26 protein-coding genes are annotated in these 25,910 nt (G+C 67.0%); 19 read left to right on the forward strand and 7 right to left on the reverse strand.

The genetic code is table 11. The annotated features are described in order from the left end of the window. The first annotated feature begins 8 nt into the window (after positions 1–8). From ACQP2U_RS19355 to ACQP2U_RS19365, 3 genes are read left to right on the forward strand one after another with little or no spacing between them, the layout of a single operon-like run. On the forward strand, positions 9–1,325 hold the full coding sequence (locus tag ACQP2U_RS19355; protein ID WP_433716528.1) for an FAD-binding oxidoreductase: 1,317 nt from the start codon (positions 9–11) through the stop codon (positions 1,323–1,325). After that, complete coding sequence (locus ACQP2U_RS19360; RefSeq protein WP_433715932.1) at positions 1,322–2,092, forward strand: creatininase family protein; 771 nt, start codon at positions 1,322–1,324, stop codon at positions 2,090–2,092. The genes ACQP2U_RS19355 and ACQP2U_RS19360 overlap by 4 nt, the downstream gene beginning before the upstream one ends. After that, positions 2,089–3,477 carry an amidohydrolase family protein gene (locus ACQP2U_RS19365; protein WP_433715933.1) on the forward strand — a complete coding sequence of 463 codons (1,389 nt, stop codon included), beginning with the start codon at positions 2,089–2,091 and terminating at the stop codon, positions 3,475–3,477. The genes ACQP2U_RS19360 and ACQP2U_RS19365 overlap by 4 nt, the downstream gene beginning before the upstream one ends. 131 nt (positions 3,478–3,608) lie before the next feature. On the opposite strand, the gene ACQP2U_RS19370 is transcribed toward ACQP2U_RS19365, so the two are convergent. The 3 genes from ACQP2U_RS19370 to ACQP2U_RS19380 form a co-directional block, all read right to left on the reverse strand. Then, positions 3,609–4,148: an ATP-binding cassette domain-containing protein gene (locus tag ACQP2U_RS19370; protein WP_433716529.1), complete on the reverse strand. Its 540-nt coding sequence runs from the start codon at positions 4,146–4,148 to the stop codon at positions 3,609–3,611. Beyond that, complete coding sequence (locus ACQP2U_RS19375; RefSeq protein ID WP_433715934.1) at positions 4,031–4,774, reverse strand: sulfite exporter TauE/SafE family protein; 744 nt, start codon at positions 4,772–4,774, stop codon at positions 4,031–4,033. Before ACQP2U_RS19375 ends, ACQP2U_RS19370 begins: the two co-directional genes overlap by 118 nt. A gap of 133 nt (positions 4,775–4,907) precedes the next feature. Beyond that, positions 4,908–5,939 carry an acetamidase/formamidase family protein gene (locus ACQP2U_RS19380; RefSeq protein ID WP_433715935.1) on the reverse strand — a complete coding sequence of 344 codons (1,032 nt, stop codon included), beginning with the start codon at positions 5,937–5,939 and terminating at the stop codon, positions 4,908–4,910. Between the two features lie 158 nt (positions 5,940–6,097). Here ACQP2U_RS19380 and ACQP2U_RS19385 point away from each other — a divergent pair, with 158 nt between their 5' ends. From ACQP2U_RS19385 to ACQP2U_RS19395, 3 genes are all read left to right on the forward strand, one after another. Beyond that, on the forward strand, positions 6,098–6,769 hold the full coding sequence (locus ACQP2U_RS19385; protein ID WP_433715936.1) for a GntR family transcriptional regulator: 672 nt from the start codon (positions 6,098–6,100) through the stop codon (positions 6,767–6,769). A gap of 83 nt (positions 6,770–6,852) precedes the next feature. Continuing rightward, on the forward strand, positions 6,853–7,374 hold the full coding sequence (locus ACQP2U_RS19390) for an amidohydrolase family protein (RefSeq protein WP_433715937.1): 522 nt from the start codon (positions 6,853–6,855) through the stop codon (positions 7,372–7,374). Positions 7,375–7,433: 59 nt separating this feature from the next. Further along, positions 7,434–9,026 (forward strand): HD domain-containing phosphohydrolase, encoded by a 1,593-nt coding sequence (locus ACQP2U_RS19395; RefSeq protein WP_433715938.1) that lies wholly within the window; start codon positions 7,434–7,436, stop codon positions 9,024–9,026. 238 nt (positions 9,027–9,264) lie between these two features. Here ACQP2U_RS19395 and ACQP2U_RS19400 read toward each other — a convergent pair whose 3' ends face one another. After that, complete coding sequence (locus tag ACQP2U_RS19400) at positions 9,265–11,079, reverse strand: ATP-binding cassette domain-containing protein (protein ID WP_433715939.1); 1,815 nt, start codon at positions 11,077–11,079, stop codon at positions 9,265–9,267. Positions 11,080–11,382: 303 nt separating this feature from the next. Next, positions 11,383–12,789 (reverse strand): selenium-binding protein SBP56-related protein, encoded by a 1,407-nt coding sequence (locus ACQP2U_RS19405; RefSeq protein WP_433715940.1) that lies wholly within the window; start codon positions 12,787–12,789, stop codon positions 11,383–11,385. Between the two features lie 291 nt (positions 12,790–13,080). Between ACQP2U_RS19405 and ACQP2U_RS19410 the strand changes: the two genes are divergently transcribed. The 9 genes from ACQP2U_RS19410 (at position 13,081) to ACQP2U_RS19450 (ending at position 22,787) form a co-directional block, all read left to right on the forward strand. After that, entirely contained in the window at positions 13,081–16,344 is a 3,264-nt protein-coding gene (locus ACQP2U_RS19410) for an AfsR/SARP family transcriptional regulator (RefSeq protein WP_433715941.1), read from the forward strand. Positions 16,345–16,417: 73 nt separating this feature from the next. After that, a complete protein-coding gene (locus tag ACQP2U_RS19415; protein ID WP_433715942.1) occupies positions 16,418–16,855 on the forward strand; it encodes a DUF4267 domain-containing protein in 438 nt (145 codons plus the stop codon). A gap of 7 nt (positions 16,856–16,862) precedes the next feature. Then, on the forward strand, positions 16,863–17,315 hold the full coding sequence (locus tag ACQP2U_RS19420) for a DUF2871 domain-containing protein (RefSeq protein WP_433715943.1): 453 nt from the start codon (positions 16,863–16,865) through the stop codon (positions 17,313–17,315). Then, complete coding sequence (locus ACQP2U_RS19425) at positions 17,312–17,791, forward strand: amidase family protein (RefSeq protein ID WP_433715944.1); 480 nt, start codon at positions 17,312–17,314, stop codon at positions 17,789–17,791. Before ACQP2U_RS19420 ends, ACQP2U_RS19425 begins: the two co-directional genes overlap by 4 nt. Then, the gene (locus ACQP2U_RS19430) at positions 17,673–18,776 is read left to right on the forward strand and encodes an amidase family protein (RefSeq protein WP_433716530.1); all 1,104 of its coding nucleotides are present in this window, start codon (positions 17,673–17,675) and stop codon (positions 18,774–18,776) included. Before ACQP2U_RS19425 ends, ACQP2U_RS19430 begins: the two co-directional genes overlap by 119 nt. Positions 18,777–18,802: 26 nt before the next feature. Next, complete coding sequence (locus ACQP2U_RS19435; protein WP_433715945.1) at positions 18,803–19,375, forward strand: FAD-binding oxidoreductase; 573 nt, start codon at positions 18,803–18,805, stop codon at positions 19,373–19,375. Then, entirely contained in the window at positions 19,372–20,109 is a 738-nt protein-coding gene (locus ACQP2U_RS19440; RefSeq protein ID WP_433715946.1) for a hypothetical protein, read from the forward strand. The genes ACQP2U_RS19435 and ACQP2U_RS19440 overlap by 4 nt, the downstream gene beginning before the upstream one ends. 907 nt (positions 20,110–21,016) lie before the next feature. Then, positions 21,017–21,469, forward strand: a complete 453-nt coding sequence (locus ACQP2U_RS19445; RefSeq protein ID WP_433715947.1) for a CBS domain-containing protein — start codon at positions 21,017–21,019, stop codon at positions 21,467–21,469. A 28-nt stretch (positions 21,470–21,497) separates the two neighbouring features. After that, the gene (locus ACQP2U_RS19450) at positions 21,498–22,787 is read left to right on the forward strand and encodes an SLC13 family permease (protein WP_433715948.1); all 1,290 of its coding nucleotides are present in this window, start codon (positions 21,498–21,500) and stop codon (positions 22,785–22,787) included. On the opposite strand, the gene ACQP2U_RS19455 is transcribed toward ACQP2U_RS19450, so the two are convergent. Further along, on the reverse strand, positions 22,769–23,218 hold the full coding sequence (locus ACQP2U_RS19455) for a nitroreductase family deazaflavin-dependent oxidoreductase (RefSeq protein WP_433715949.1): 450 nt from the start codon (positions 23,216–23,218) through the stop codon (positions 22,769–22,771). The genes ACQP2U_RS19450 and ACQP2U_RS19455 overlap by 19 nt on opposite strands. Before the next feature lie 27 nt (positions 23,219–23,245). Further along, positions 23,246–23,464 (reverse strand): hypothetical protein, encoded by a 219-nt coding sequence (locus ACQP2U_RS19460; protein ID WP_433715950.1) that lies wholly within the window; start codon positions 23,462–23,464, stop codon positions 23,246–23,248. A 164-nt stretch (positions 23,465–23,628) separates the two neighbouring features. Here ACQP2U_RS19460 and ACQP2U_RS19465 point away from each other — a divergent pair, with 164 nt between their 5' ends. From ACQP2U_RS19465 to ACQP2U_RS19480, 4 genes are all read left to right on the forward strand, one after another. Further along, complete coding sequence (locus ACQP2U_RS19465; RefSeq protein ID WP_433715951.1) at positions 23,629–24,285, forward strand: SRPBCC family protein; 657 nt, start codon at positions 23,629–23,631, stop codon at positions 24,283–24,285. Further along, the gene (locus ACQP2U_RS19470; RefSeq protein WP_433715952.1) at positions 24,282–24,695 is read left to right on the forward strand and encodes an ArsR/SmtB family transcription factor; all 414 of its coding nucleotides are present in this window, start codon (positions 24,282–24,284) and stop codon (positions 24,693–24,695) included. Before ACQP2U_RS19465 ends, ACQP2U_RS19470 begins: the two co-directional genes overlap by 4 nt. A 98-nt stretch (positions 24,696–24,793) precedes the next feature. Continuing rightward, positions 24,794–25,465, forward strand: a complete 672-nt coding sequence (locus ACQP2U_RS19475) for a DNA alkylation repair protein (RefSeq protein ID WP_433715953.1) — start codon at positions 24,794–24,796, stop codon at positions 25,463–25,465. A gap of 276 nt (positions 25,466–25,741) precedes the next feature. Beyond that, a complete protein-coding gene (locus ACQP2U_RS19480; protein ID WP_433715954.1) occupies positions 25,742–25,873 on the forward strand; it encodes a hypothetical protein in 132 nt (43 codons plus the stop codon). The last annotated feature ends 37 nt before the right edge of the window (positions 25,874–25,910 follow it).

Below are 25,910 nucleotides of genomic sequence, written 5' to 3' on the forward strand. Positions count from 1 at the left end.
CCGCCGCCATGATCGAGGCCGATGATCGTCCCGACTTCGGCCCCGAGCAACTCGACGGCCTGGTCGATGACCTGCTCGCGCTGCTCGGCCCGCGCGGCGTGAGCACCCTCGACCGCGCCCTGGCCCGGGCCTCCCGTGACGGGTCGGGGATGAGCCCGATCCTCTCGGCCCAGCAACCCCTCGGGCGGCCGGACGCGGTATGTTATCCGAAGACGGCCCAACAGGTTCCGGCGATTGTGCGGGCTGCGGTGCGTCGCGGCGTACCGATCACCGCGCGCGGCAAGGGCACCGGCAATTACGGCCAGGTGGTGCCCCGCTTCGGCGGCCTTGTCATGGACATGACCTCGCTGGCCGGTATCCGAGACCTCACCGACACCACCATCACCGCGGAGGCGGGCGCCAGGATGATCAACCTGGAGCAGGCCGCGTGGGATGCCGGACGGCAGCTCTGGATGTACCCGTCGACCGCGCAATCCACCCTCGGCGGATTTCTGGCCGGTGGCTCCGCCGGCACGGGCACCATTGTGCACGGCCGCAACCACATGGGTTTCGTGGAATCCGTCGATGTCGTCTACGGCCACGAAGATGCCGAACTGCTCCACCTCGAAGGTGCTGCGGCACAGCCGATGGTGCATACCTATGGGGTGGCGGGGATCATCGTTTCGGCCACGGTCCGGTTGGAACCACTGCAAGACTGGAGGTGCGTGTACGCCAGCTTCGGGTCCCATTACGAGGCATTCCCTGCCGCCATGCGCGCCGCGTCGATCGAACCGAAGCCGCGGCTGTTGTCCGCCGATGGTGCGACGATCGTCGACGCACTGCCGTCGGACCCCGCGTTGATGCTCGGCCGGGCCAGTGTCCGCGGCATCGTCGACGCCGCAGCGCTCGACGAGACGGTTGCGGTGCTGGAGGCCGGTGGCGGCCGGATCGAGGCGGTGCGCGAGGGGCTGGCGCAGACGATGCGGTTGAGCACCCTCTCTTACAACCACCCGACCTGGTGGCTGCAGAAAGCCGTGCCGGACACCTACTTTCACATGGAATGCCAAGGCGACGCGCTCGTCACCCGGCTGCGGGAAGTGGAGGACGTCTATGACGGCGGGATGCTGCACTTGGAAGTCGGGCATCAGACCATGTTCGGGATGATCAACGGCGTCTACCACGATCCCGAACAGGTATTCGCGGGGGTGCCCGCGCTGGAGGCGCTCGGCGTCGCTGTGCATTCGCCGCACCAGTCCTATGTCGATCTCGACGCCGATCGGGTCCGGGCGCTGGCGCGCAGCACCGATCCGAAGGGTCTGCTCAATCCAGGAAGGTGGCAGCGGTGACCACATCCACCCGGCACTTCGCCGATCTGACCACGGCCGAAGTCCCCGAGGCGCTGAGCCGCGACTCCGTGCTCGTGCTGCCCACCGGCGCGATCGAACCGCACGGCCCACATCTGCCGCTGCGCACCGATCTGGTGCTGGCCGAGGCCGTTTCCGGCGCCGCGGTCGATCGCGCCGCCGCCGCGGGCAGTGACGTATGGTTGCTGCCCGCATTGGGCTACACCAAGTCCGACGAGCATGCCAATCTGCCCGGCGCGATGTGGTTGCAGGCGGAGACGATGATGCGCGTCGTAGTCGATCTGGGGCGCAGCATCGCCGCGACGCCGGCGCGGCGGGTCCTGTTCGTCAATTGCCACGGCGGCAACTCGGCCCTGCTCGAGGTGGCGCTACGTGAATTGCGCCGCCGATTCGACCTGCAGACCTTCCTCTACGCATCGCCTGCCCGGCCGGGGCCGACCGAGGAGGGTTTCGGCATCCACGCCGGATGGGCCGAGACGTCGATGATGCTGCACGTGCGCCCCGATCTCGTCGATATGACCAAGGCGAAAGCCGCTGTACCGCACTCGATCGCGGGCCACAAGCACGTCGGATTCGGTAAACGGGTCCGATTCGGTTGGCTCGCCGACGATTTCGCGGCGTCCGGCGTGATCGGCGATCCGACCGGTGCGGATGCCACGTTCGGCGCCGAACTATTCGAGAGCACAGTCGATTCCCTGGTGCAGGCCATCCCGGAGGTCAGCACCTTCGATCCCGGACGCGTCGGATGACCGTACTGACAATCAAGAATGCGACGCTGCTGCCCGTCGCGGGAGATCGCGAGTGGTTGCACGGCTGGATGACCGTCGATGCCGACGGCCGAATATCCGGTGTGGGAGAAGGAGATCCGCCTGCCGAGGGTGGTGAGGTCCGCGACGTGGCGCGCGCCATGGTCGGGCCCGGGTTCGTCTCCGCGCACAGCCATCTCTTCACCGGTGGGATGCGCGGTGTCGCCGCCAACAGCACGCTTTACCCGTGGGTCACTCGCAACACCGAGATGCTGCTTGCCGCAGGCGCCGAGGACCTGTACTGGTTCACCCTGGCGGGGTCGTTCGACTTTCTCGCCAACGGCATCACCTCGGCCTACAACTTCACCCAGAGCCGGGTGCTGGCGCTGTTCGACTACGCCTCCTCGAGTATGAAGGCGGCCGCTGTCCGGCCGCTCGAGTTTCTCACCCGCCAGATCGATGCCACCAGCGACGCGGGCATCCGATTCGTCGCCAGCGTCCGGCTCGACGACGAGCAACTGCCCGAAGACGAAGCGCTCGGGGCCTTCGGTGCGGTGATGGATTACGCGAAAACTACTGTGCCGCCCAATCTTTACCTGAGCGGCTCGGTCTACGGATCCGTACAGTGGTCGACCTCACCTGCCACCGCCGAGCGCGAACACGCGATGATGGACCGTCACGGCGTCACCAACCAAGCGCATTTCGTCGAAACCGCGGAACAACTCGACATCCAGCAAGCCAAGTTCGACTGGTACGACGAAGCCGGAGTCCTCGGCCCGGATTTCGCGTTCGGCCACTTCGTCCATCCCACCGACCGAATGATCGATCGCGCGGCCGAGACCGGATGCGCCATGGTGTGGCAGCCGATGTCCAACGGCCGCCTCGGATCCGGGATCGCTGATATACCAAGGATCTTGGCCACCGGCATGCGGGTGGGGATCGGGCTGGACGATCAATCGTGCACCGACGTATCCGACCCCTTCGAAAACATGCGCACCGGCCTGTACACCCAACGCGCGCTGCACAGCGACGCAGCCATCCTGACACCGGCACAGATGCTGCGACTGCACACGCTCGGCGCGGCATCGGCCATCGGCGCAGCAGACCGGATCGGCTCGCTGGAGGTCGGAAAATACGCGGACTTCATCATCGTGGATCCGTTCGCTCCCGACACTGGACCAGTATGGGATCCCGTCGCCACCTACGTCTTGGCCTGCTCAACACGCAACTTGCGTGCGGTCTATGTCGGCGGGCACTGCGCATGGGCCGGTAGCCGCTCGACCCATCCGCTCGCCGCTCAGGCCACTCGCGAACTGCATCAACGAATGGTCCGAGTAGCGGCGGCCAATGGTTTTCACCCAGCCCTTCGGTCACAGACCCACCATTAGCCCGGCATTGGTCGCTGCCCATGGCGGCAGGGCGGCCACACCTGGTAGTTCGCCTCGGCGGCCTGCAGCTCGTCCTTCGCCCAGATCGTCGCCCGCCTCGGGCTCCCGGTACCCGAGGCGACCTGAGCGGACTACTGGGCCCGCAAACCGATTGCGGGATCGATGAATTGGTTGGTAACCAGGTCGGCGGCGGTGACGCCGTCGGAAACCTGCTGACCACGACCGCGCAGCGTATCGGTCACGGAGGTGATGACGCGGTCGACCCGCGCGGTGTCGAAATTGCCCAGGGTGTCATCGGTTCCGTTTCCGACGATCTTCTCCGCGAGCTGAACCTTCACCGGGTTCGCATTGCCTGCGGCGGTGATCGGCGGACCGTGCAGCAGCGTCGACTCCTGGAATACATAGCCGAGTTGGGCCGCCGCGACGTCGACAGTGCCCGCGGTGGCCCGCTCGAAACCGGCGGCCAGTCGCAGCAGCGTGGACTTACCGCAGCCGGACGGGTCGACCAGTGACACGAATTCACCACCGCGAATGGCGATGTCAGGGTTGGTAGTCAGCTGAGCAGCATCGTTGCCCCCGCACCCATGCCGAAGATGATGACCACGGCGCGGAAAGCGTTGGGGTGCAGCCGGTCCGCCAACTTCGCGCCTACCACGCCGCCGACGAGGCAGGCCGGAGCGAGGACCGCCACCGAGAGCCAGTGCACAGGGCCGAACAATGCGACGGCGAACACGGCGGTCGTCGAAACGGTCAGGGTCAGTATGTTTTTCAGACCGTTCAGGCTGGTGATCGTGGCGTCGATGCCGAGGGCGAGTGCGGTGAGGACGACGACCCCCATGCCGCCGTTGAAATACGCGCCATAGGCACCCCCGAGGAATACGCCCAGGAACAGGGTTGTCCTGGAATCCCCTTGTCGCGCGGGCAACTTCCGCGATACCAGCGGCTGGGCGGCGAACAGGGCCGTCGCCGACAGAATCAGATAGGGCACCAGCGCGGCGAAGATCTGCGGCGGCGCGGCGAGCAAGGCGATCACGCCGCCCACCGCACCGGCCGCCCCGGTCACGACCAGACGCGGGACGAGGGCACGATAGTCGTCGAGTCGCCGCCGCAGCGCCGCCGCACCACCGAAATAGCCGGGCCAGACCGCCACCGAATTGGTCACCGTGGCGGCGACGGGCGGCAGTCCCGTGGCGAGCAGTGCGGGAAATGAGAGCAGACTGCCGCCCCCGGCAATGGCGTTGCATACCCCCGCGCCGAAACCCGCGAGGAGCAGTAAGGCCAGATGTGGGAGATCCATCCATGAAGTCCTTCCAACGGGTCCACGCAGACGGCCGCGGCCGAAATGGGCGGCGCGGCGCGAGACTCGGGCGATTCAGCCGTTCACGACGCCACCGCGCCGCGCTCGGACGCGGAGAACCGGATGCACTCGCTCACAGCCCCTCCACATGGCTCTTGCTGATACAGCAGTGCACGCCCTTCACCACATCCACCACCTGGGAGATGCGGAAATCCGCTGCGGCACTGAGGTACGCGAGCGCGACGGCCGGGGGTATCCGATAGCGCGCACCGAGAAACGTGATGGCATTGCGGGTGGCCTGTTTCACCGCCTCGTCCAGATCGGTGTCCAGGCCGAGCAGCAGGTGGTCGGTCGCGGTCTCCGCATACGGAAGAGCCAGGGCGGCAGCCATTTTCCGTGCCCCGGGATCGGCGTGCAGTGTCAGTCGCACGGTGGCGCGCAGCGGGGCCTCGAAGGCGGTGAGCGCGACTTCACCGTCGCCCATCGCGAAATGCGGGTCACCCGCGTAGAACATCGCGCCCGGCACCTGAACCGGAAGGTAAAGCCGCGCACCGACGCCCAGCATCCGCACGTCGATATTCCCGCCGTGCGGGCCAGGCGGCACCGAATGCACAGCCTGTTCGGTGGCCGCGGCCACGCCCATAATGCCAAGGAAGGGGTCGAGCGGAAAGCGCAGCGCACGACCGTCACCGATATCTATCACCCCGCGCTCGGCCGCATCGACGGTGGCGATCGTGCACACCGGCGGCACTGGACCATCCGGATCGTGGTCCCCGAGCTGCGGAAATTCCGCGCGCCGCAGCAGTTCGAGCACCTCGACCTCGAGCACGTCGCCGGGGCGCGCACCGCGCACCGCGATCGGGCCGGTTACCACATGCGGCCCGTGCACGCTCGGGTCGTGTACGACCGAGCGCGCCACCTCCGCGGTGTCGGCCAGGATCTCCGTGATCCCACTCGCTGCGAAGAAGGCCGCCGGATCCCGGCCTTGATCCTCGAGTATGCCTTCGTGGCTGATGGTGTCCAAGCACACAGCCGTACCGGAGTCCACCGTGATCACCGGGTTGGCGAGGGAATTCGGCAGTAGTCCCCAAGAGATCCGGTCGGGATCTGCTGGAAGGTATATGTCTGTGGAGCGGGCACCGGCACGCGACTGTAGTAAATTCATGGCATCCGATCCGACGGTTGAGGAGTGGATCGTATACAACCACTGCTCTCGGTCGTCCGCCACCGCTAGCGACTGCTTGAGGGGCACTCGAATGAATCGGCCAGGGACTGCTCGCAGGTCGCTGGGAACAACACTACCCAGCGCGCTGTGGGAGCCATGTGAGCAGCACCACCCGACGGATGACTCCGCAACAAGTGTGCCGAGCCATCCGCGACGACATCATCCGCGGCGTCTTCGCGCCCGGCCAACGCCTCACCGAGGACACCCTCGCCGAGCGCTACGGAGTATCCCGAGTTCCGGTGCGTGAGGCGCTACGCACCTTGGAGGCCGAGGGTTTCGCCTGGTCGCGCCCGTACGCCGGGACCTTCGTCGCCGAACTGACCGAGGCCGACGCCGCCGATCTGCTCGAAATCCGCGCCCTGCTCGAACCGCTGTGCGCGGGCCGCGCCGCGGTGCGCCGCACCCCGGAGCAACTCGGCAGGCTCAAGGAACTCACCGCACTCGGCCAGGACGCCGTGCGCGACGGACGGTTCGACGAGCTCACCCGACTCAACAGCCGCTTCCACGAGGTACTCGCCGAGGCCTCGGGTAGTACCCTGCTCAGCCAGCTGATCACCCAGCTCAGCTGGAAGATCGCCTGGGTATACGCGGTTGACCTGCCCAGGCGCGCCGAGGATTCCTGGCAGGAGCACGAGGAGATCTGCGCCGCACTCGACGCCGGCGATCCGGAGCGCGCTACCCAGGTGGTCGCCGCACATATCGCCCACGCCACCTCGGCATACCGGCGCCGCGACCGCGCCGCTGATCCAGCGGCGCAACAGGATCGGTAACCCAGACGTCGCATTTCTCGCGGCGGAACGAAACACGAGGGTCGTATACAACTTTTGTCCCGTTCTTCTCCCGGAGGTTGTCCATGGCGGATCTGCTGCTGCGCGACGCCCGCATCGCCGACGACGCGGCCCTGGTCGACATTGTCATCGACCAGGGCGTCATCATGCAGCTCGACCACCTACCGTCCGGGCGTGCCGACCACGAAATCGACTGCGCCGGACGCGTCGTCATCCCGGGACTTATCGAATCACACCTGCACCTGGACAAGGCACTGCTCGACCGCGAACGACCGAACCTCGATGGCACCCTGGCCGGGGCGATCGCGGTCACCGGCGAACTCGAGCGCACCTTCACCCGCGCCTCGATCCGCGACCGGGCGCGGCGCGTTCTCGACCTGGCGATCACCAACGGCACTACCACGATTCGCGCCCATCCCGACGTCGACCCGATCATCGGGCTGCTCGGCGTCGAGGCGCTACTCGACCTGCGCGAGGAATATCGCGGCAGAATCGACCTGCAGAGTGGTCCATGTGACAAGTCCCCCGACCCCGCCGGTGACCGCCGACGAGCCTGCCCTGCGCGCCGATGCCGAACGCAACCGTGAGCGCATCATCGACGCGGCCCGGCGCCTGGCCGTTGTTCATTCGGGTGGACAATGGGAAGATGCACCCGCACGGGAGGCTGCCCGGCTCGGGAAAGGGTCTGAGCAGAGCCGAACTGCTCGCCGCGATATCGCTTGCGATCGACCTCGGTCTGGGTCAGCCGATGGAACACATGCTTCGGTCGTCCTTGATCGCGACACGGATCGCCGAACGAATGGGGCTCGACCTACAACAGCGAGCGACCGTGTACTACACCAATCTGGTCGGTTGGATTGGTTGTCACGCCGACTCTCACGAACTCTCGGCGCTCTTCGGCGACGACATCGCCTTCCGGGCCGGCACCTACGCGGTGGACACGACCGGCCTCCCGTTTCTGCGGCTGATGATGAGCCATGTTGGACGCGGATTGCCAGGCTGGGAGCGGGGCATCCGTGCCACCGCCTTTCTGGTCACAGCTCGCGGCCAGGTCGCCACACTGATCCAGTCGCATTGCAGTTCCGCCGGGGTTCTGTCCGATCGGATGGGCTTGGACGGGCAGGTCGGAAAGGCGCTGGCCTACGTCTTCGAACGCTGGGACGGCCGGGGGTTGCCCAACGGTTCTCGCGGAGAGGATATCCCGGTCGAGATCCACATCGCTCACGTCGCAGACGTCGTCGAGGTGCACCTGAGGACAGGTGGGCTCGAGCACGCGAAGGCTGTTCTCCGCTCTCGGCGCGGCAGTCAGTTCAGCCCGGCCGTGGCGGCGGTGTTCGATCGTGATGCGGCGGCGATCGTGGACGGGTTGCTCGAAATGGACGTCTGGACCGTGGCGTTGGCCCAAGCACCGGATCGTGACCGAACCCTGACGGACGAGGAGAGCGACAAGTTACTCGAGGCCATGGCTGATTTCGTCGATCTCAAATCCCCGTTCACTCTGGGGCATTCGCGCGGCGTCGCGAATCTGGTGGCCGGGGCAGCCCAATACCTGGGTATGTCGCCGTCGGACATCAAGCATCTCTACCGTGCCGGCCTCGTGCACGGCCTCGGCAAAATGGGAGTGTCCAACCAGATCTGGGAGAAGAAGGGGCCGCTCACTACGGCTGAATGGGAACGGGTACGGATGTATCCGGATCTGACCGGCCGGATACTGAGCCGAGTTAACGGCCTGGAGTCGGTGGTGCCGGTCGCGATGAAGCACCGGGAACGGATCGACGGGTCCGGCTTTCCCCGGGGGATCGCCGGCGCGGAGTTGACCTCGTTGGACCGGCTGCTTGCCACGGCGGAGGCTTATCAGCGACTGCTCGAGCCGCGTCCCCACCGGCCGCCGCTCGATCCTCGCGGCGCTGCCGATCAGTTACGGAAGCAGGCGCGCGCCGGACGCTTGGACGCCGAGTCGGCTGCGGCCGTGCTTGCGGTGGCCGGTCCGCGGATATCGCGGCGGACGCCATGGCCGGCCGGGCTGACCGACCGCGAGGTCGAGATCCTGCGACTCGTCGCGCAGGGCCGGTCGAACCGAGAAATCGCCGTCGAACTGTTCATCGCCGAGAAGACGGCACGCAACCACGTCGAACGTGTCTACGCCAAGCTCGGCGTCAACAACCGCACACAGGCCAGTCTCGCCGCGATCGATCGGGGTCTGGCGGGTTTCCCGGTCAATGCGGCTGTGGGAAATTGAAGCATCCACTGCGCCAGGTACTTCAGCTCGGCAACCACCAATGATGCTGCCCGGTGCGATATTTGACGTCACATGGCTGAGCGCGTATTCGATGCGCGTCCGGGTGGACGGTATTGACAGTTGACAGGCCGGTCTGGACGTCAGTCTGTGGCTCGGAAGTGGAACATCGTTGGTGCCGCACGCCCGGTGCCCGCCGACATCTGTTCAGACATCTGGCGGGACCGACTGTGCGGGGCCTTCATCGCCGGGATGCGTCGGGCCGGGACCTCCGGTCCAAGACCCATACCGTGGCCAGCATGAGGCCAACGGCAAACGAGGCGAGCGCGATGAGATTGGCGCCCGTGCCTCCGTGGAAGGTGTTGCCGTAGGCGGACATGGCCGGCAGCGTGGCGGTGTATCGGTCGAGATCCAGGTCGCGACCCAGCGCTTCGAATGCGTGGCGGTTGGATAGGCCGAGACTCATCACGCGTCCCGGGAAGGCCATCTCGTCAACCGGGACTATGGCGCCACCGAACAGAACCTGAGGGAAGCAGAGCATCGGCAGGGCGAGGGCGGCCTGCGCGGCGTTGGAGACCGCGGCCGACGCGAGCAATCCGAGGGCCAGTGCCGAGGTCGCCTCGATCACAATCGTCACAAACAGGAAGGCGGACACGTCCCATCCAACGGCGGGGAGCCGACCGAGCACACGCAGCACACCCAGGAGCACCGCGCTCACTCCAGCCAGAACCGGAAAGAGCGCTGTCACCTTGGATGCCACGTAGGCACCCACGCTGAGGCCGGCCAGGCGCTCCCGCCGGAAGACGGCCATCTCCCCGACGATCTGGAGCAGGCCGTATGTAAGGCCGAAGAAGAAGCCTGCGAATGCAATCCAGAACACGATCTGGGCCGGGCCGAGGTCGGCTTCGCTACGCGGATCGAACGCGCCGCGCTTGAACAGCGTCGCCATCATCGCGGTGACCAGCACCGGTGAGCCGAGCAGGACCGCCAGGGTCAGCCGGTTGCGAAGGAGAACATCGACATTGCGTCGGGTAAGTAGCCACCATTGCCGGACCGTGCCGGTGTGCTTGACGTCTGAACGGGTGGCAGGGATGGGCAGTAGAGCCAAGTCAGGTCGGGCTTTCGACTTTCCACCGCTGTCGGCGAATCGCTCTGCCCAGATCTGAGGGGTGTGCTCACGAGCCAGCCGGTTGTACACCTCGGTGAGATCCTCCACCCCGAAGTAGTGCCGAGCCTCGGTCGGGCTGCCGGTGAAGGCCAGGTGACCGTCGCGCGCCAGGAATACCACCCGGTCACACCGGTCGATGCCGGCCGGCTCATGCGTCGTGAGGACGACCGTGACCCCGCGCTGGCTGAGTCGGCGCAGCAGGCGCATCACGTCGGCTGCGGTCGACGGATCGAGCCCGGAGGTGGGTTCGTCGAGGAAGAACAGGTGTGGCCGGGTCAGTAGCTCCACGGCGATACTGGCCCGCTTGCGCTGGCCGCCGGAGAGCGCTCGGACCGGCACCTCGGCCCGATCAGCCAGGTCGAGGTCATCCATAGTCTCTTCGACTATCCGGTCCGCCTCGGCCGCCGATGTGCCTGCGGGTAGCCGCAGCCGCGCCGCGTAGTGCAGTGTGCGGCGCAGGGGCATCTCGAGGTGGATGATGTCCTCTTGGGGCACGTAGCCGATACGGGAATCGGCACTGACTCGGGCCCGGCGAACGACGCCGTCATGCCGAACCTCCCCGGCAGACGGTGGTCGCAGTCCCGCGAGGATCTCCAGCAATGTGCTCTTTCCTGCTCCACTGCCGCCGGCAATGGCGACCAACTCGCCTGGTTCGATCGACAACGACAGCTCCTGGAGAATCTGCCGCGACCCGACATGCCGGCTTACGTCGAGTGCATCGACCCGCCCGCCGCCCGGCATTCCATGTGCGGGATCTGAAGTGTGCTTACCGAACCGCTCGACGGTCGGTGGTTCGAATGTCAATTCGGTCATGACCGGTGATCTCCATGATTCCTGAACTCGATTTGTCATGCCCTGATCATCGGTCCGCCGCCTCCGTGGTCGCATGAGGCGTTTGCCTCAAATCGCGCCACACGAGTGGATCGCCTCACCGGGCAGCCGGGCCACGCGGTGGCCAGGGCGGCAAGGGTGCGCGAGGCGACTATGGCGCGCGGTGCGGGCTGACCCTCGCGAGCTCCGGATTGAAAACCACTCGACAGACCCCTGGGCTCGAGCGAGTTCTACTCCTCGAGCAAGCAGGTTCTGGGCAGGCCTCCTCCGCTCATCCTGCGTGTCCGAGATTGGACGTGTGCGGACACTCCGTCGTCCGGGCGCATGCGGTCGAGATCCAGCGGTCCCCGCTCGACCCGCCTACCGGTAGCAGTAGGAGTCGGAAGAGGCGTCGCCGCCCTGGAGGTGCACCTGGTGCACCCGCAGACCTCGAAAGTCCTCGTCGTGTGGGAAGAACGACTCATCGATGGTCATTCCGCCGTCGGGATCGGTGTGCATCACGGCCATCCAGGCACCAACCCCGTCCGGGTAGAACTGGTCGTCCCACGCGCTGTAGAGCGAGTTGGTGAGGTAGACCCGCCGACCGTTACGGCTGATCTCGACCATCTGGGGGCCGCCGGCAAGCGGCTGGTTCGGCGCGCTCGGGTGGGCAGTGCGGCCAACGATCCCGCCGAGCCGGACAGACCCGGTCTGTTTCGGGTGAGCCGGATCGCGCACGTCGAACTGCTGGAGCTCCCCGGTACCCCAGCAGGAGACGTAGAGGTATGCGTCGTCGACCGACAGGTCGATGTCGGTGACCAGCGGCGGCACTGCGGCGAACGGTTTCAGCACCGGCGGCAGCAGGTCGGGATCAGCCGGCTCGGCCGCGATGGTGATCACCTTGTCGACCGCCCACACTCCACCATCGCGGTGCCAACGCCACACGGAGGCCGACAGATCCTGGGTCGAGATCACCACGCCGACGAACCCCCAAGCGGCGTCCGGATCGTGCGAAGGGCGCAACTCGAGTGGCATCTGGTACTGCTCGCCGAGATCGATCCGCTGCTGGTGCCGACCAGTGGTGAGATCCCAGAAGTGGATCGCGTGGCCGTACCTGTTGGCCAGCAGGAGCTCCGGCTTCAGCCCGTCCTCGATCATGGACGGAGTGCCCCACTCGCTGCTGATCAGCGTGTTCTGGTTGAGATGCCACCAGGCGTCGTATGCGAGGTATTGCGGCCCGCGGTCGGTCTCCCATTGCCGCAGCACATCGAACGTACCGTGATCGAGCAGCGCGATCCCGCCCGGCCCGTCCGATCCATCTCTCCCGCCGAGGCAGGTCATGAACACACCGTCCGGCCCGCAGTGCAGCGTGTGTGGACGGGAGTAGCCGGCCTTGGCCGCGAGCTCGGAGCTGTCCACGATCTTGGACAGCATGGGCTGGCGTGGGTCGGGCTGGGTATCGAACACGTACAGGCGCGACGAGCGAAGACCCGGCACGATCAGGTACCGCCGAGCCAGCCCCTCAATGTGGTGGCCCTCATGCTTCAGCGCGCTGCTGCAGGCGTTCCAGCCGAAATGGTGCAGCTCGTTGCCCAGGTGGGGTACCTCGGTCCAGCCCACCACCCGGCCGTAGGTGGCCGAGGCCGGATCCACATCGATTACCGACAGCGCATCTGGCTTCTGTGCCGCGCGGTCGAACGCAACAACGTATGCGAGCCGCTCCGGTGGCGCGGCCGCCGCTTCCGCTGCGCTCCGATAGAAGGTCGGGTCCAAGTCTGAGTGATTCATTTCCAGCCTCCTCGATATCGATAGGCGGAGCCCCGCGCACCTCGCCCGATCTGGCGGTTCTGAGGGGTGCGACCGGTGCGGTCGCGCGCCGCAAAGGCGCGGGCAGGCAATAACCAGTCTCGGCCTTTCGACGCAGATCCACCAGCTACGGCCCGACACCGACCGGGTCCTCGCGGCCGTCGGCTTCCGCCTGAGGCGGTTCGATAGCCGCAATGCGGCGAGGTCCCAGGTTCGCCCGGTTTGACGAGCGGGCCGGGCGCCACGCAGGATCGACCGCGAGGTGGACGATTCATGCTGGTAAGGCTATTGGGTCCGGTGATGGTGGAGGCCGCGGACGGGACGAAGGCGTCAGTCGGGGGGCCGCGGGTGCGGGCATTGCTGGGGTTGCTGGCGCTCGAAGCCGGGCGAGTGGTGCCGGCAGCGCGTCTGGTGGACGGGGTGTGGGGGGACAACCCGCCGGCGGGGGCCGGGAATGCGTTGCAGACCTTGGCGAGTCGGTTACGCGCGGCAGCACCGGGGGCGGTGCGCAATGACGGGGGCGGGTATGTGCTCGAACTCGCGCCCGAGGACGTCGATGTGCATCGGTTCACGCGTGAGGTCGAGGCGGGGCGGACATTGCTGGCGGCCGGTGCGGCCGAACGAGCCAGCGCGTGCTTCGATGCCGCGCTCGCCTTGTGGCGCGGGGAGCCGTTGATCGATGCGGGGGAATCGGAGGCATTGCGCGCCGCGGCACTGCGCTTGACCGAACAGCGGCTCGAGGCAGTCGAACTGCGAGCGGACGCCTTTCGTGCCCTGGGCCGAGGCGGCGAGGTATTGCGTGAGCTCCGCTCGGAAGCAGCGGCACATCCGTTCCGGGAGACGCTGGCCGCACGACTGGTGCGGGCGCTGGCGGCAGCGGGACGAACATCCGAGGCGATACAACAGTTTCAACGAACAGAGACCCTGTTACTGGACGAGCTCGGCACGACACCCGCCGAGGTGCTGCGCTCGGCCCTGGCCGAAATTCACACGAACGCACCCCGTAATCCCGCAGTCGACGAACCTGTCATCGAGACGACGCCCGGATCGGGTCGAACAGGAGTCACGGCAGCGTCCCGGAACAGCGAGACATCACAGGTGTCCGCGCCGCTGCTGCCCAGGCGGTTCACCAGCTTCGTCGGACGCGGACGCGACGTGGAAGGAGTGCGACGGGCGCTGCGCGAGGCCCGACTGGTGACACTGTCGGGCACCGGGGGCGTCGGGAAGACCCGGCTGGCCGCCGAGACGGTCAAGGCGCACGCCATGGACTGGGCGGACGGTTTCGCTTTCGTCGAACTCGCCGCACTCGAGCGGGAACAGGCCGACCGGCCGGCCATGAACGCGGTCGGAGTGGCGATAGCGAACGCGCTCGCTCAGTTCGAGCGACCCGACGAACTGTCCACGGAATGGGCCAATGTACTGGAGCGGACGCTGTCCGGCCGCCGAATGCTGTTGGTACTCGACAACTGCGAGCATGTCGTAGAGGCGACCGCGCGCCTGATCGACGATCTGTTGCAGCGGCTGCCCCTGCTGCGGGTGCTCACCACGAGCCGGGAGCCGATCGGCGTGGACGGCGAGCGACTGTATCCGGTCCGGACCTTGGACTTGCCCGAAGCCGACGCGGGCATCGTGGCGGTCACCGCATCGCCCGCGGTCCGGCTGTTCATCGACCGCGCCACCGCGGCGCTCCCGGATTTCGCCCTGTCCGAGAGTAATTCCGCGGATATCCGCGCCATCGTGCGCAGCTTGGACGGCATGCCGCTGGCTATCGAACTTGCCGCCGCTCGCCTGCGGAGCCTGCCGCTGCCGGACCTCAGCGCGCGGCTCACCGATCGCTTCCGGCTGCTCACCAACAGTACTCGCCACGCGGTCCCCCGCCATCGCACCTTGCACGCGGCCGTCGCCTGGAGCTGGGGACTGCTCACCGATGCGGAAGCCGCAGCAGCACGGCGTTTTTCGATTTTCGCGGGCGGGGCTACCTTGGACGCCATCACCCAGGTGTGTGGTCCGGACGCCATTGACACGGTCACCTCACTGGTGACGAAGTCGTTGGTGGACTTCGATGGACAGCGCTATCGAATGGCCGAGACCATCCGGGCCTATGCGACAGCGGAATTGACCGCCGCCGGCGATGCGGACGAGGTCGCTCGCATCCATGCCGACTGCTTCCTGGAATTCGCTGACGCCGCCGCTCAGGGATTACGCACTGCCGCACAACCCGATTGGCTCGCGCGGCTGATCGCCGAAAACGGCAATTGCGAAACCGCGCTGCGGTGGGCGCTGGACGTCGGCGACGGCGAGCGTGCGGTTCGCCTGTACGCGAATCTCGTCTGGTATTGGCTGCTGCGCGGGTTGCATGGCGACATCTCCGAACGCCGCCGCGAGGTCCTCGCCCCGCTCGGCGACACACCGCCACCGGGGTGTACCGGGGCCTATCTGGCCTGCCGATACGCCGAGGAGCTGCCGGCGTACTTCACCAACATCTGGTGGGGCCAAATCCGGGATGACACAGGGCAATTCGAGCGGCTGACCCGCGCGGCCCTCACCGAGGATCGGCCCCCGCACCCGATGTTCGTGCTCATACTGGCGCTGCGTGACCTGCTCGGCGACGACGACAGCCTGTTGACCGCGTGCACCACCTCCGACGATCCATGGCTACGCGGAAATGCACTGATAGCACGAGGTTTCGATGAACTGGGCGGCGACCATCCGGCCCGCGCCCTGCCCACCTTGGAGGCGGCGCTCACCTGCCTGAGCGCGCACGGTGACGCCCGGTCGCACAGCCGCGCCCTGATCTCCCTGGCCAGCTACCGGACCCGGATGCTCGGCCTGGACAGCGCCCGCCCGCTGATCGCGAGCGCGCTGGAACTGCTCAGCTCCGACCTGGGCGCCGGTGAGCGCATGGGCGTGCTGCTCTTCACGGCGGATATGCACCTGGTCGGCGGCGATACCGACGGTGCGGCAACCTATATCGACCTGGCCGAGGCCCTGATCACCCCGCACATCATCCCCGCGCCCGGGCGCTTCCTGGCGGCGATGCAGGCGCACCTGGCCCACCTGCGCGGCGACAACGACCGCGCGATGGAACTGTACCGGCTGATGTCCGAGCAACCGCTGCCCGCCGGCCCGCCACCTGCAGGACGCCACGATACCGTCCGCTTCGTGAACCTGGCCTTCGTGAGCACCGCGCATGCGGCGGCCCTGGTCGCGGCGGGCCGGCCGGACGACGCGCTGCGAGAGCTGGCCATGCCCCGCGATCTGGCCGCCCAGACCTCGGCGGCGCTGCTGGCCGAGATCGGTATCGGTTATGCCCTGGTTGCTCTGGCGAAGGGCGCCCCGGGGCGCGCGGCCCGCATTCTCGGCGCCACCGACCGGATCAACCGGCGGGCCGGGGTGATCCGCATCGGCCCGTTCCGGCGGCGGGCGCTCGACCAGGCGGAAGCGGCGCTCGGGCCCGTGCGCCTCGGCGCGGAGTTCCTTGCGGGCGCCCGGCTTCCGGACGAGGCGGTGCTCGAACTGCTGCGTACCGTTCGCTGACAACGACTGTCAGCGAACGGTACGGGCAGCACTGGATGCTCGGGACGCGTATCCCATCGATCCAGGAGTGCTCATGTCCCTTCCTCCGAACACGGAATCAGTTGTTTCCGTGCGTGGTTCCCGCCGGCTCGGCGAACGTCTCGGTACGGCCGGCGCCGTACTGGGAGCCGGGTTCATCATCTCCGTCGGCGGCGGTTATCTGTTCGCCCCGCAGCGAATGGCCCCGGGTTTCGGCCTCACCGACTGGCCGCGCGGTGATGCCGACGGCTTCCTGAATGTCAAAGGCGTCCGCGATGTGGTCACCGGCCTGATCATGCTGGCCCTGCTCGCGGCCGGGCAGCGCCGCGCCCTCGGCGTCGCCCTGCTCACCATCGCCCTCATCCCGACCGGCGACATGCTCACCATCCTGGTGCGCCGCGGCTCCACCGCCACCGCCCTGAATGTGCACGGCCTCACCGCCGCCCTGGTAGCCGCCACCGGCGCGCTGCTGCTGCGCCGTGAAAACCGTTGAGCGCCCGATGAAGATGCTGTTCAATACCGCTCACATCTATATGATCATCGGCCTGATCGCCGGGTTCTACTACCGCGAAATCACCAAGGCCGAACATTTCACCGGGCGGTCGGAGCTCGGTGTCGTGCACACCCATGTGCTGGCACTGGGCATGCTGTTCTTCCTCATCGTGCTGGCCTTGGAGAAGCAGTTCACGCTCAGCGCCCGGAAAAGCCTGTACGCCTGGTTCTTCTGGCTGTACAACATCGGCCTGGTCATCACCATCGCGGTCATGACGCTGCACGGCACCCTCACCGTCCTCGGCAGCAGCAGCGGTGAGGCGATCGCGCTCGGCGCGGGTGTGGGCCACATCCTGCTTACCGCCGGGCTGATCCTCTTCTTCATCACCCTCGGCAAATCCATCGACGACAGCCGAACACCGCGCACCGCAGCGGTATTCGCCGAACAGGAGGCATCGTGAACACCGGCCAGGACAGCGCGCTGTGGACGCGGGACGCGGTCTCGCTCGCGACGCTGATCGCCGAGGGCGCGGTCACCGCGGCCCAGGTCGTCGAGGCGCATCTCGAGCGCATCGAGCAGGTCGATTCCGAAATCGCCGCGCTTACCACGGTATTCGCCGAGACCGCGCGCGCGGAGGCGGCCGCAGCCGACCGCAGGGTGCCGATCGGGCCGCTGCACGGGGTTCCGGTCACCATCAAGAACAACCTCGATGTCGCGGGCAGCCCGACCACCTGGGGCGTGGCGGCCTTCGGACAGGCTGTCGCGGGCAGCGGATGCACCCGCGGTGTCCGCACTGCGGCGAGCCGGGGCGATCGTCATCGGGCGAACGAACATGCCGGACTTCGCCACTCGCTGGCACACCGACAACGACGAGGCGGGCCCGACGGTGAATCCGTGGAACCCGACTCGCAGCCCGGGCGGTTCCAGCGGCGGTGACGCCGCCGCGGTAGCGGCGGGCATGACACCCCTCGGCCTGGGCACCGACTTCGGCGGTTCACTGCGCATACCCGCCGCGTTCTGCGGAGTCGCGTCCCTGCGCACCACACCCGGCCGGGTGGCGGTGGCCTCGAGTCTGTCCGGGGCCGCACCCGCACCAACGAACCAATTGTTCACGGCACCAGGGCCGTTGGCGCGCACCGTGCGCGATCTGACGACCGCCTTCGAGGTCCTCAGCGACAGCGCTGATCTGCGCGATCCCGGATGGATTCCGGTGCGTGACGTGACCGATACCGCCCGGCCCGCGGTCGCCGTCACGCTCGATGACGATATCGATCCGCAGCTGCGGGCCGCGCTGCTCGGCTGCGCCGACGCACTCGAACGCGCGGGATATCCGGTAACCGAACTGGAGCCGCCGCAATTGGGCGAGGTGGCGGCGGACTACGGCCGATTGGTCTCCACCGAGGTGGTGGTCCAGCGCCGCGAAGCCATGCGGCGAGTCGGCAGCGCTGGACTGAACACCTTCATCGACGCGGCGATCGACCTGTTCCCGCCGCTGGATCTGGCGGGCTACATGACCGCACTGGGTGAGCGCCTCACCCGCCGCGCGGCCTGGTCCCACTTCCTCGCGGAGCATCCGATCGTGCTCGGCCCGGTCTCGGACGAACTGCCCTGGCCGGTCGGCTACGACCTCGGCGGCACCGCACAAGTCGCGACCATGTATGCGGCGCACCGCCTCACGATCGCCGCCAACTACCTGGCGCTGCCCGCGGTCACGGTCCCCGCGGGCGTCTCGGCCGAGGGTCTTCCCATCGGGGTCCAGTTGATCACGGCCCCATTCGCCGAGCGTCGTGCGCTGACTGCCGCCGCCCATATCGAAGTGGCCTTTCCGATGCCCACACCTATCTCCCCCGCAACCGACCCTGCCCCCCGGGCCCCCGCCCGGGGGCAGGCTCCGTCCAGTGGCGCGGGCACGACGCGGTGAACATTTTTGTAGCGAAGGGAATCCGAATGTCACACAACACATTGCGATCCGCCGTGCGCGGACGGGTACTGCTGCCGGGAGACGAAGAGTTCGATACGGCACGGACGCCGTGGAATCTGAATATCGACCAGCCGGTCGCGGCCGTCGTGCACGTCGAAGACGCGGAGGATATGGCCGCAGTGGTCGGCTACGCGCGTGACGCGGGCCTGTCGGTGACCGCTCAGCCCAACGGCCACGGCGCTTCCGGTGATACCGCCGGAACCATCCTGGTGCGCACGCGCCGGCTCGATCGGATCGAGGTGGATCCGGCGCGGCGACGTGCGCGCGTCGGCGCGGGAACCAATTGGGGCGATGTGCAGGCGGCGGCCGCCCCGCACGGCTTGACCGGGCTGGCCGGAAGCTCCCCGGTGGTCAGCGTTGTCGGCTATACCCTCGGTGGCGGGTTGTCGTGGTTCGGCCGTAAATACGGTTGGGCGGCCGACAGCGTCCGGCCTTCGACATCGTCGATGCCGATGGTCGTCGAGCCCGGGTCACCGCGGAGTCCGACCCGGAGCTGTTCTGGGCATTGCGTGGCGGCGGCGGGGATTTCGCACTGGTGACGGCAGTGGAGTTCGATCTGTTCGCGGCTCCGGCCTTGTTCGGTGGCCTGATCGCCTGGCCGGCCGAGCAGACCGAGGCGGTCCGTGATGCCTTCCAGGACATCACCGATCACGCACCGGGCGAGCTCACGGTCTGGCTCAATCGGCTGGAGCTGCCGCAGGCTCCGCCGGTAATCGCGATCGCCGCCGCCTACCTGGGCGAACCGGCGCGCGGACGGGACCTGCTGCGACGGCTGGACACGATCGACGGCATCCTCGCGGACACCCGCCGGGAATTGGGCCCGGCCGAGTTGGGCGCCATCGTCAACGAGCCCACCGCCCCAGGCCCCGGATTACTCCGAACCGAGCTGCTGACCGCCCTGGACGAGACCGCCGCCGAGATTCTGCTGCACGCGCCGATCGATCCGCTGATGGGCATCCAGCTCCGGCAGCTGGGAGGTGCGCTCGCCGAGCCCACCCGAGGTGCGGTTCCGCCATTCGCGGAGCCCTACGCACTGTCTCTGCAGGCCGTCGGCTCGGACCCCGACACCGTCGCCGCGGTACACGCCACTCAGAAGCGCATCATCACCGATCTGGGCGCGCGGGTCAGCGGCCGCAAACCGTATACCGTCCTGTCCGCCGGCGACAGTGTCGCAGAGGTTTTCGACACCGGCACCTTGGACCGGCTGCGAAAGCTCAAGCAGGCCCGCGACCCACACGGCGTATTCCGCGCCAACTTCGCGATTCCCCACTGAGCCTTCGGTTTCGAGCCCGAGGTCAGGCACCTCCGCACAGCCTTGCCCCGCCGATCACGATCGGCGGGGCAATGCTGTGCCTGCGATCAGCTGTCGCAACCCCGGTGAGGCCGAATCCTATTGCTGCAGTCGGCGACTCGGGGCGGGGTAGTCCCGACCACTTCAGAGCCGGAGATAGCAGCTCGTCCAAATGAGTTCAGGCAGCAACCCTTCCGGATGCAACCAGAGGCTCGGTGTGAGGTGGTCAGAGCCACGTCGGGCGTCGCGGTACGAGCCCCGATTGTCCAGTACGGCTCGCTTGCCTGATACGGGCCGATCGAGGCGCCAGCCGAATCGCATTTTCCAGCCGGACTGGCAGTTCGACATGGTCGGCGGCCGGGAGCAGAAACGTGTAGAGATCCTCCGCAGTGACGGGCGAATACTAGTCGGAGTCATACGCCGCCGCTGTGTAGATCGGCCCGAAGGGCATGGTCCACTCGCCGAAGATCGACTACACCCGGTCCCCGGTTTGGGACTACTGCTGAAGGCGCTGGTGCCGTCGTGGCGTGACCGTGGGTGGAGTCCCCTCGGCGCCTTGGCCCGCCACCGACGTGCGGTGGCCGGACTGGCAGCGTCGAGCAAGCCGACGGCGGCAGAAGACACATCTCGCCGTAGAGCGCTGGGCTCTGACCGCCGGTTCACGACCTATTCGCAGTTTGCCTTGGTGGCATCTTTACGGCATCTTTACGGTAGGTGCGCCGGGAAGTCTGGTCGGCAACCCGGCCCGGTTTCGGGTCGGGCCGGCCGGCGATGGGGAGTGACGTAGTGCGCACACAAATGTTGTCTTTGACGGTGCCCAGAAGGGCTGCCGGTGGCGGCGAGCCCGGATGTGCCGCGGTAGGGATCGCGGCGGTCGTATCGTACTGGTGTGCACGCAAGTCAGATAGCCGAGGACTATCCGTCGGTGACCATGGATTCCGAGGCGCTGGCCGCGGCGAGGCTGCTGGCCGAGCATCGGCTGCCGGGCATCGTGGTAACGGATGCGGATCAGGTGCCGCGCGCGGTGCTGCCCGCCTCGCAGGTGGTGCGGTTCCTGGTTCCGGGATATGTGCAGGACGATCCGTCGTTGGCGGGGGTGTTGTCGGAGTCGGTGGCCGACCGGATCGCCGAGGCGTTGCAGGGCAAGACCGTCGGCCAGTTACTGCCGCAATCGACGGGCAAGCCGATCGTGCCGGTGGCCCGCGCCGACGACACCGTGGTGGAGGTGGCCGCGCTGATGGCGCGCTGCCGGTGTCCGCTGATCGCGGTCGTCGAGGGCAAGCGGATGATCGGGGTGATCACCGCGTCCCGGTTGTTGCAGGTGACCCTCGCCAAGACCTGACCGGTAGCTGCTGCGCGGGTGGCCCGCGGTGACCGCGATCGCGATTGTCGTGTTCGTGGTCGCCTATGTGCTGATCGCGACCGAACGCATCCACAAAACGATCGCCGCGCTCGCCGGTGCCGCGGTAATCCTGGCTGTGGGCGTGCTCGATTCCGAACAGGCCTTCTTCTCCCACGACACCGGTATCGACTGGGATGTCGTGCTGTTGCTGTTCGGGATGATGGTCATCGTCGGGGTGCTACGTCAGACCGGGGTGTTCGAATACACCGCCATCTGGGCGGCCAAGCGCGCCAAGGGATCTCCCGTGCGGGTCATGATCCTGCTGACGCTGATCACGGCGGTGGCATCGGCGTTCCTGGACAACGTCACCACCGTGCTGCTGATCGCGCCGGTCACCCTGCTGGTATGCGACCGGCTCGGCATCCGGCCCGCGCCGTTCCTGATCGCCGAGGTACTGGCGTCCAACATCGGCGGCGCGGCCACGTTGATCGGTGACCCGCCCAATATCATCATCGGCAGCCGAAGTGGCTTGTCGTTCAACGACTTCCTGGTACATATGGCCCCGATCGTGGTGCTCGAACTGGCGGTGTTCACCCTCGTGCTGCCGCGCTTGTTCCGGGGTTCGTTCGATGCGGCGCCCGAGCGGATCGCGGACGTGATGGCCCTCGACGAACGCGAAGCGATCCGAGATCTGCGGTTGCTGGCCAAGTGCGGGGTCGTGCTGTTGGCGGTATTCACCGGGTTCGTGGGGCATTCGATCCTGCATATCGATCCGTCTGTGGTCGCGCTGCTCGGGGCCGGTGTGCTGGTACTGATCTCCGGGACCGAGCCCGAGGACTACCTGTCCGGGGTCGAATGGGAGACGCTGCTGTTCTTCGCCGGCCTATTCGTCATGGTCGGAGCTCTGGTCGAAACCGGGGTCGTGGAGACGATGGCCAGCTGGGCCGCCGACGCCACCGGCGGTAACGCTCTGGTGGCGGTGATGTTGATCCTGGTGGTTTCAGCGCTGCTGTCCGGGATCATCGACAACATCCCGTACGTGGCGACCATGAGCCCGCTGGTCGCCGACCTCGCAGGCGGTATCGACAATCCGGTACACGCGGACGCGTTGTGGTGGTCGCTGACCCTCGGCTCGGACTTCGGTGGGAACCTGACCGCGGTCGGCGCCAGCGCCAACGTGGTCATGCTCGGTATCGCCGCCCGCGCCGGGGCGCCGATCTCGTTCTGGGAGTTCACCCGCAAGGGTGCGGTGGTCACCGCGATCACCATCGTGGTCGCCGCACCGTATCTATGGTTGCGCTACTTCATATTGAGCTGACCTCGAATCACCGACCTTCCACCGCCCGTGGCCGATTGCGATTTTTGGGCAGAGATCAGTCGTCGGACGCGCACGCGCACCGTCACTGGACGGCTGTCGAGCTGAACATCGGCCACGGTCCGCTGGTGGCATCCGTGAGCCCGACCGTGCTGCAGGATGGCTCGGCCGCCCGCGGCGGTCAGATTGCGCACCCAGTTGACGTTGGCACCGAGCATCGACACCACATAGCGCCGACCGTCGAATTCGGTCAGCACGATCGGAAACCAGATGAGGCGACCGCTGCGCCGGCCCCGGCTCCCCAACGCCGAGACCCGGCGGGGCATGATTCCGGCCGCGAAAGGGCGGGCTGAGAGCCAATTCTGTATGCGCGCGAACAGATTCGGACGGCCGGTGCGATACAGCCAGCGCAGATAGTCGTGATACCACCGCATGATCGGCTCCTCCGTTGCCACAGTGTGCTATTCGAATCGGGGCGGGCGCTCTGCCCCGCCCTCGCTTATCGGTCGCCGCGGCGCAGCCGCCGGGATATCAGCCTTGTCGAACCGGCCGGTGCCGAGCGTCTCGGGCCGCAGGAACTTCGGAATGCCTTCGAAGAGAAAGATCGCGCCGGACAGCACCACCGTGCCGGGCGCGGTGATCGCAGTGATTCGGGTGAGCCAGTTGTCGTTACTAGACATGCGACTGTCTCGAGTCAAGATCTTGGCCGGATCTCGCTGGTCACGTGATTGACGCCATAGCTGGCAAGTTCCCCTGAGAGTGCTCGGTAATGCCGATGGCGGGGCGTTGCGCAGGAATCGACCATATGATTCTATATAAGTAACAACTTATACAAGGAGATTAGATGACCATACTCATCGACCCGGCCGAGGTGGTCGGGCTCGTAACTCGTGAGGTCCGCACCGGCTCCCGCGATGGAGCGCTGACGACGATCGCTGTCGCCCGACGCACCTACCCCACCGACCGAGCCGACCTCTGGGACGCCTTGACTGATGCCGAGCGGATCCCGCGCTGGTTCCTGCCCATCAGCGGCAACCTGCAGGTCGGGGGTCGCTACCAGCTGGAGGGCAACGCCAACGGTGTCGTCGAGCGGTGCGAGGCGCCCGAACGGTTTGCCGTCACCTGGGAGGTGGGGCCCCAAGTGTCGTGGCTGGAGGTCACGCTCACGCCCGACGGGGACGGCACCGAGCTGAAGCTCGTGCACGAGGCGAAGGTCGATACCGAGGTGGCGTGGCCGTACGGTCCCGGCGGCGTCGGCGTCGGGTGGGATCTTGCTCTGATGGCTCTGGGGCTGCACCTGGCAAGCGGCCAAGCGGTGGACCCGGCCGAAGGGCTGGCGTTTCCGACCACTTCCGAGGGGAAGGCCTTCGTCCGCGCGGCCGCCCTCGGCTGGGCCGACGCGGCAATCGGTAACGGCGACGATCCGGCGGCCGCTCGCCAGGCCGCCGAACTGACAATCGGTTTCTACACGACCGAACTCGAGGACGGTCCGGCCTCTTGAGAACCCCGGCGCCGGACAAGGTCTTCGAGGCGCTCGGTGACCCGGTCCGCCGCTTCATCCTCCAACTGATGGCAACCGGTGAACAACCGGCCAGCATGATCGTCACCGCCGTGCAACGACATGCCCAGATCTCCCAGCCTGGCGTCTCCCAACACCTCAAAGTGCTGCGCGACGCCGGGCTGGTGACTGTCCGCGCGGAGGGCACCCGCAGGCTCTATACCCTCGACCCCGAGGGTGTAGACGCAGCCCGAGCCTGGCTGACCCGACTGACCGACCCACTGCAGCCCTTCGCCCAGCCGCTGGACGCCCTCGCCACCGAGATAGCCCGCGGAAAGCGAGCCCGCCGAGCAGCAACTGGACCCGACCATGCCGCCGAACAGAGACCGGACGAGGATGCCCGACACGCCTAACCGAGCGGATAGCAGTCTTGACCACGCGCTTGCTGATCACCTGGTTGACCGTGCCTTCTCGTAGGCGAAATCTCCCACATGATGGACAGGAGGCTGAGGTGGCCGAGACGACGGTGGCCGAGGTGATCGCCGAGCTGACCGCGCTCGAGGACCCGAAGATACGCGAGGTGAACGAGAAACACGGTGACGATCACGCTGTGAACCTCAGCAAGCTGCGCGCGCTCGCGAAGCGGCTGAAAACGCAGCAGGAACTCGCGCGCCAACTGTGGGAGACCGATGACACCGCGGCGAGACTGCTGGCGACCCTGATCTGCCGCCCAAAGGTGTTCGAACGTGACGAGTTGGACCTCATGCTACGCGAGGCGCGCACACCCAAGGTGCACGACTGGCTCGTGAACTACGTGGTGAAGAAGAACCCGCACGCCGAAGAGCTGCGCCTGGCCTGGTTCGCCGATCCGGATCCAGTGGTCGCGAGTGCCGGCTGGGAGCTGACCACCGAACGCGTCGCGAAAAAGCCCGAGGGCCTCGACCTCGCAGGACTGCTCGACGTCATCGAGGCGCAGATGAAAGACGCCCCGGATCGCCCGCAGTGGGCGATGAACCACTGCCTGGCTCAGATCGGGATCGAGCACGCCGAGCATCGCGCCCGTGCCATCGACATCGGTGAGCGCCTGGAGGTGCTGAAAGACTACCCGACCCCACCGAACTGCACGTCTCCGTTCGCGCCCATCTGGATCACCGAGATGGTGCGCCGACAGCACGGCAAGTAGGAAGGTTCGCGTTCACGCTCGTGCCGCTACCCCGTCAGAACGCGGCAACACGATCGACAGAAGCTGGTTATCGAGACGAAGCGCCACGCACACGGAGACGTACCCTTGCAAACATCCGCATCTGCCGCTTATCGAGCAGCTTTCCGCTGGTCGCAGCCACGGACCAAAGGGTGGGGTCACCGTCGCGCCGCCGGCCGGCCGTCGCTGGTAGGTGCGTTCCGGGATGCCGGTCAGATGCGCAGACCTCGAAACCGGCAGTGGGCCGGACCTTCCGACGTGAAGGAAGGAGTCCCCGCGGCCGCACTGGTATCGGATGCGGAGGCCGCCAGGGTCGATGTCGGACGCACTTTCCCGTCCGCACCGTATTCGGCCCGGCACTACCTCGCTCGGTTCGGAAGGAAGGGCTGAATCTTTCCGTCGCTCGCCACGGGGATCATGGGAGTGG

The organism is Nocardia sp. CA-084685, from assembly GCF_050955785.1.
In the GTDB taxonomy this organism is placed as follows: domain Bacteria; phylum Actinomycetota; class Actinomycetes; order Mycobacteriales; family Mycobacteriaceae; genus Nocardia.

Coding starts and splice junctions, on each gene's coding strand:
- ACQP2U_RS19355 (WP_433716528.1), top strand. CDS start 9: ATGATCGAGGCCGATGATCGTCCCGACTTCGGCCCCGAGCAACTCGAC.
- ACQP2U_RS19365 (WP_433715933.1), top strand. CDS start 2,089: ATGACCGTACTGACAATCAAGAATGCGACGCTGCTGCCCGTCGCGGGA.
- ACQP2U_RS19375 (WP_433715934.1), bottom strand. CDS start 4,774: ATGGATCTCCCACATCTGGCCTTACTGCTCCTCGCGGGTTTCGGCGCG.
- ACQP2U_RS19380 (WP_433715935.1), bottom strand. CDS start 5,939: ATGAATTTACTACAGTCGCGTGCCGGTGCCCGCTCCACAGACATATAC.
- ACQP2U_RS19390 (WP_433715937.1), top strand. CDS start 6,853: ATGGCGGATCTGCTGCTGCGCGACGCCCGCATCGCCGACGACGCGGCC.
- ACQP2U_RS19395 (WP_433715938.1), top strand. CDS start 7,434: ATGCACCCGCACGGGAGGCTGCCCGGCTCGGGAAAGGGTCTGAGCAGA.
- ACQP2U_RS19400 (WP_433715939.1), bottom strand. CDS start 11,079: ATGCGACCACGGAGGCGGCGGACCGATGATCAGGGCATGACAAATCGA.
- ACQP2U_RS19405 (WP_433715940.1), bottom strand. CDS start 12,789: ATGAATCACTCAGACTTGGACCCGACCTTCTATCGGAGCGCAGCGGAA.
- ACQP2U_RS19410 (WP_433715941.1), top strand. CDS start 13,081: ATGCTGGTAAGGCTATTGGGTCCGGTGATGGTGGAGGCCGCGGACGGG.
- ACQP2U_RS19415 (WP_433715942.1), top strand. CDS start 16,418: ATGTCCCTTCCTCCGAACACGGAATCAGTTGTTTCCGTGCGTGGTTCC.
- ACQP2U_RS19420 (WP_433715943.1), top strand. CDS start 16,863: ATGAAGATGCTGTTCAATACCGCTCACATCTATATGATCATCGGCCTG.
- ACQP2U_RS19435 (WP_433715945.1), top strand. CDS start 18,803: ATGTCACACAACACATTGCGATCCGCCGTGCGCGGACGGGTACTGCTG.
- ACQP2U_RS19455 (WP_433715949.1), bottom strand. CDS start 23,218: ATGCGGTGGTATCACGACTATCTGCGCTGGCTGTATCGCACCGGCCGT.
- ACQP2U_RS19460 (WP_433715950.1), bottom strand. CDS start 23,464: ATGTCTAGTAACGACAACTGGCTCACCCGAATCACTGCGATCACCGCG.
- ACQP2U_RS19465 (WP_433715951.1), top strand. CDS start 23,629: ATGACCATACTCATCGACCCGGCCGAGGTGGTCGGGCTCGTAACTCGT.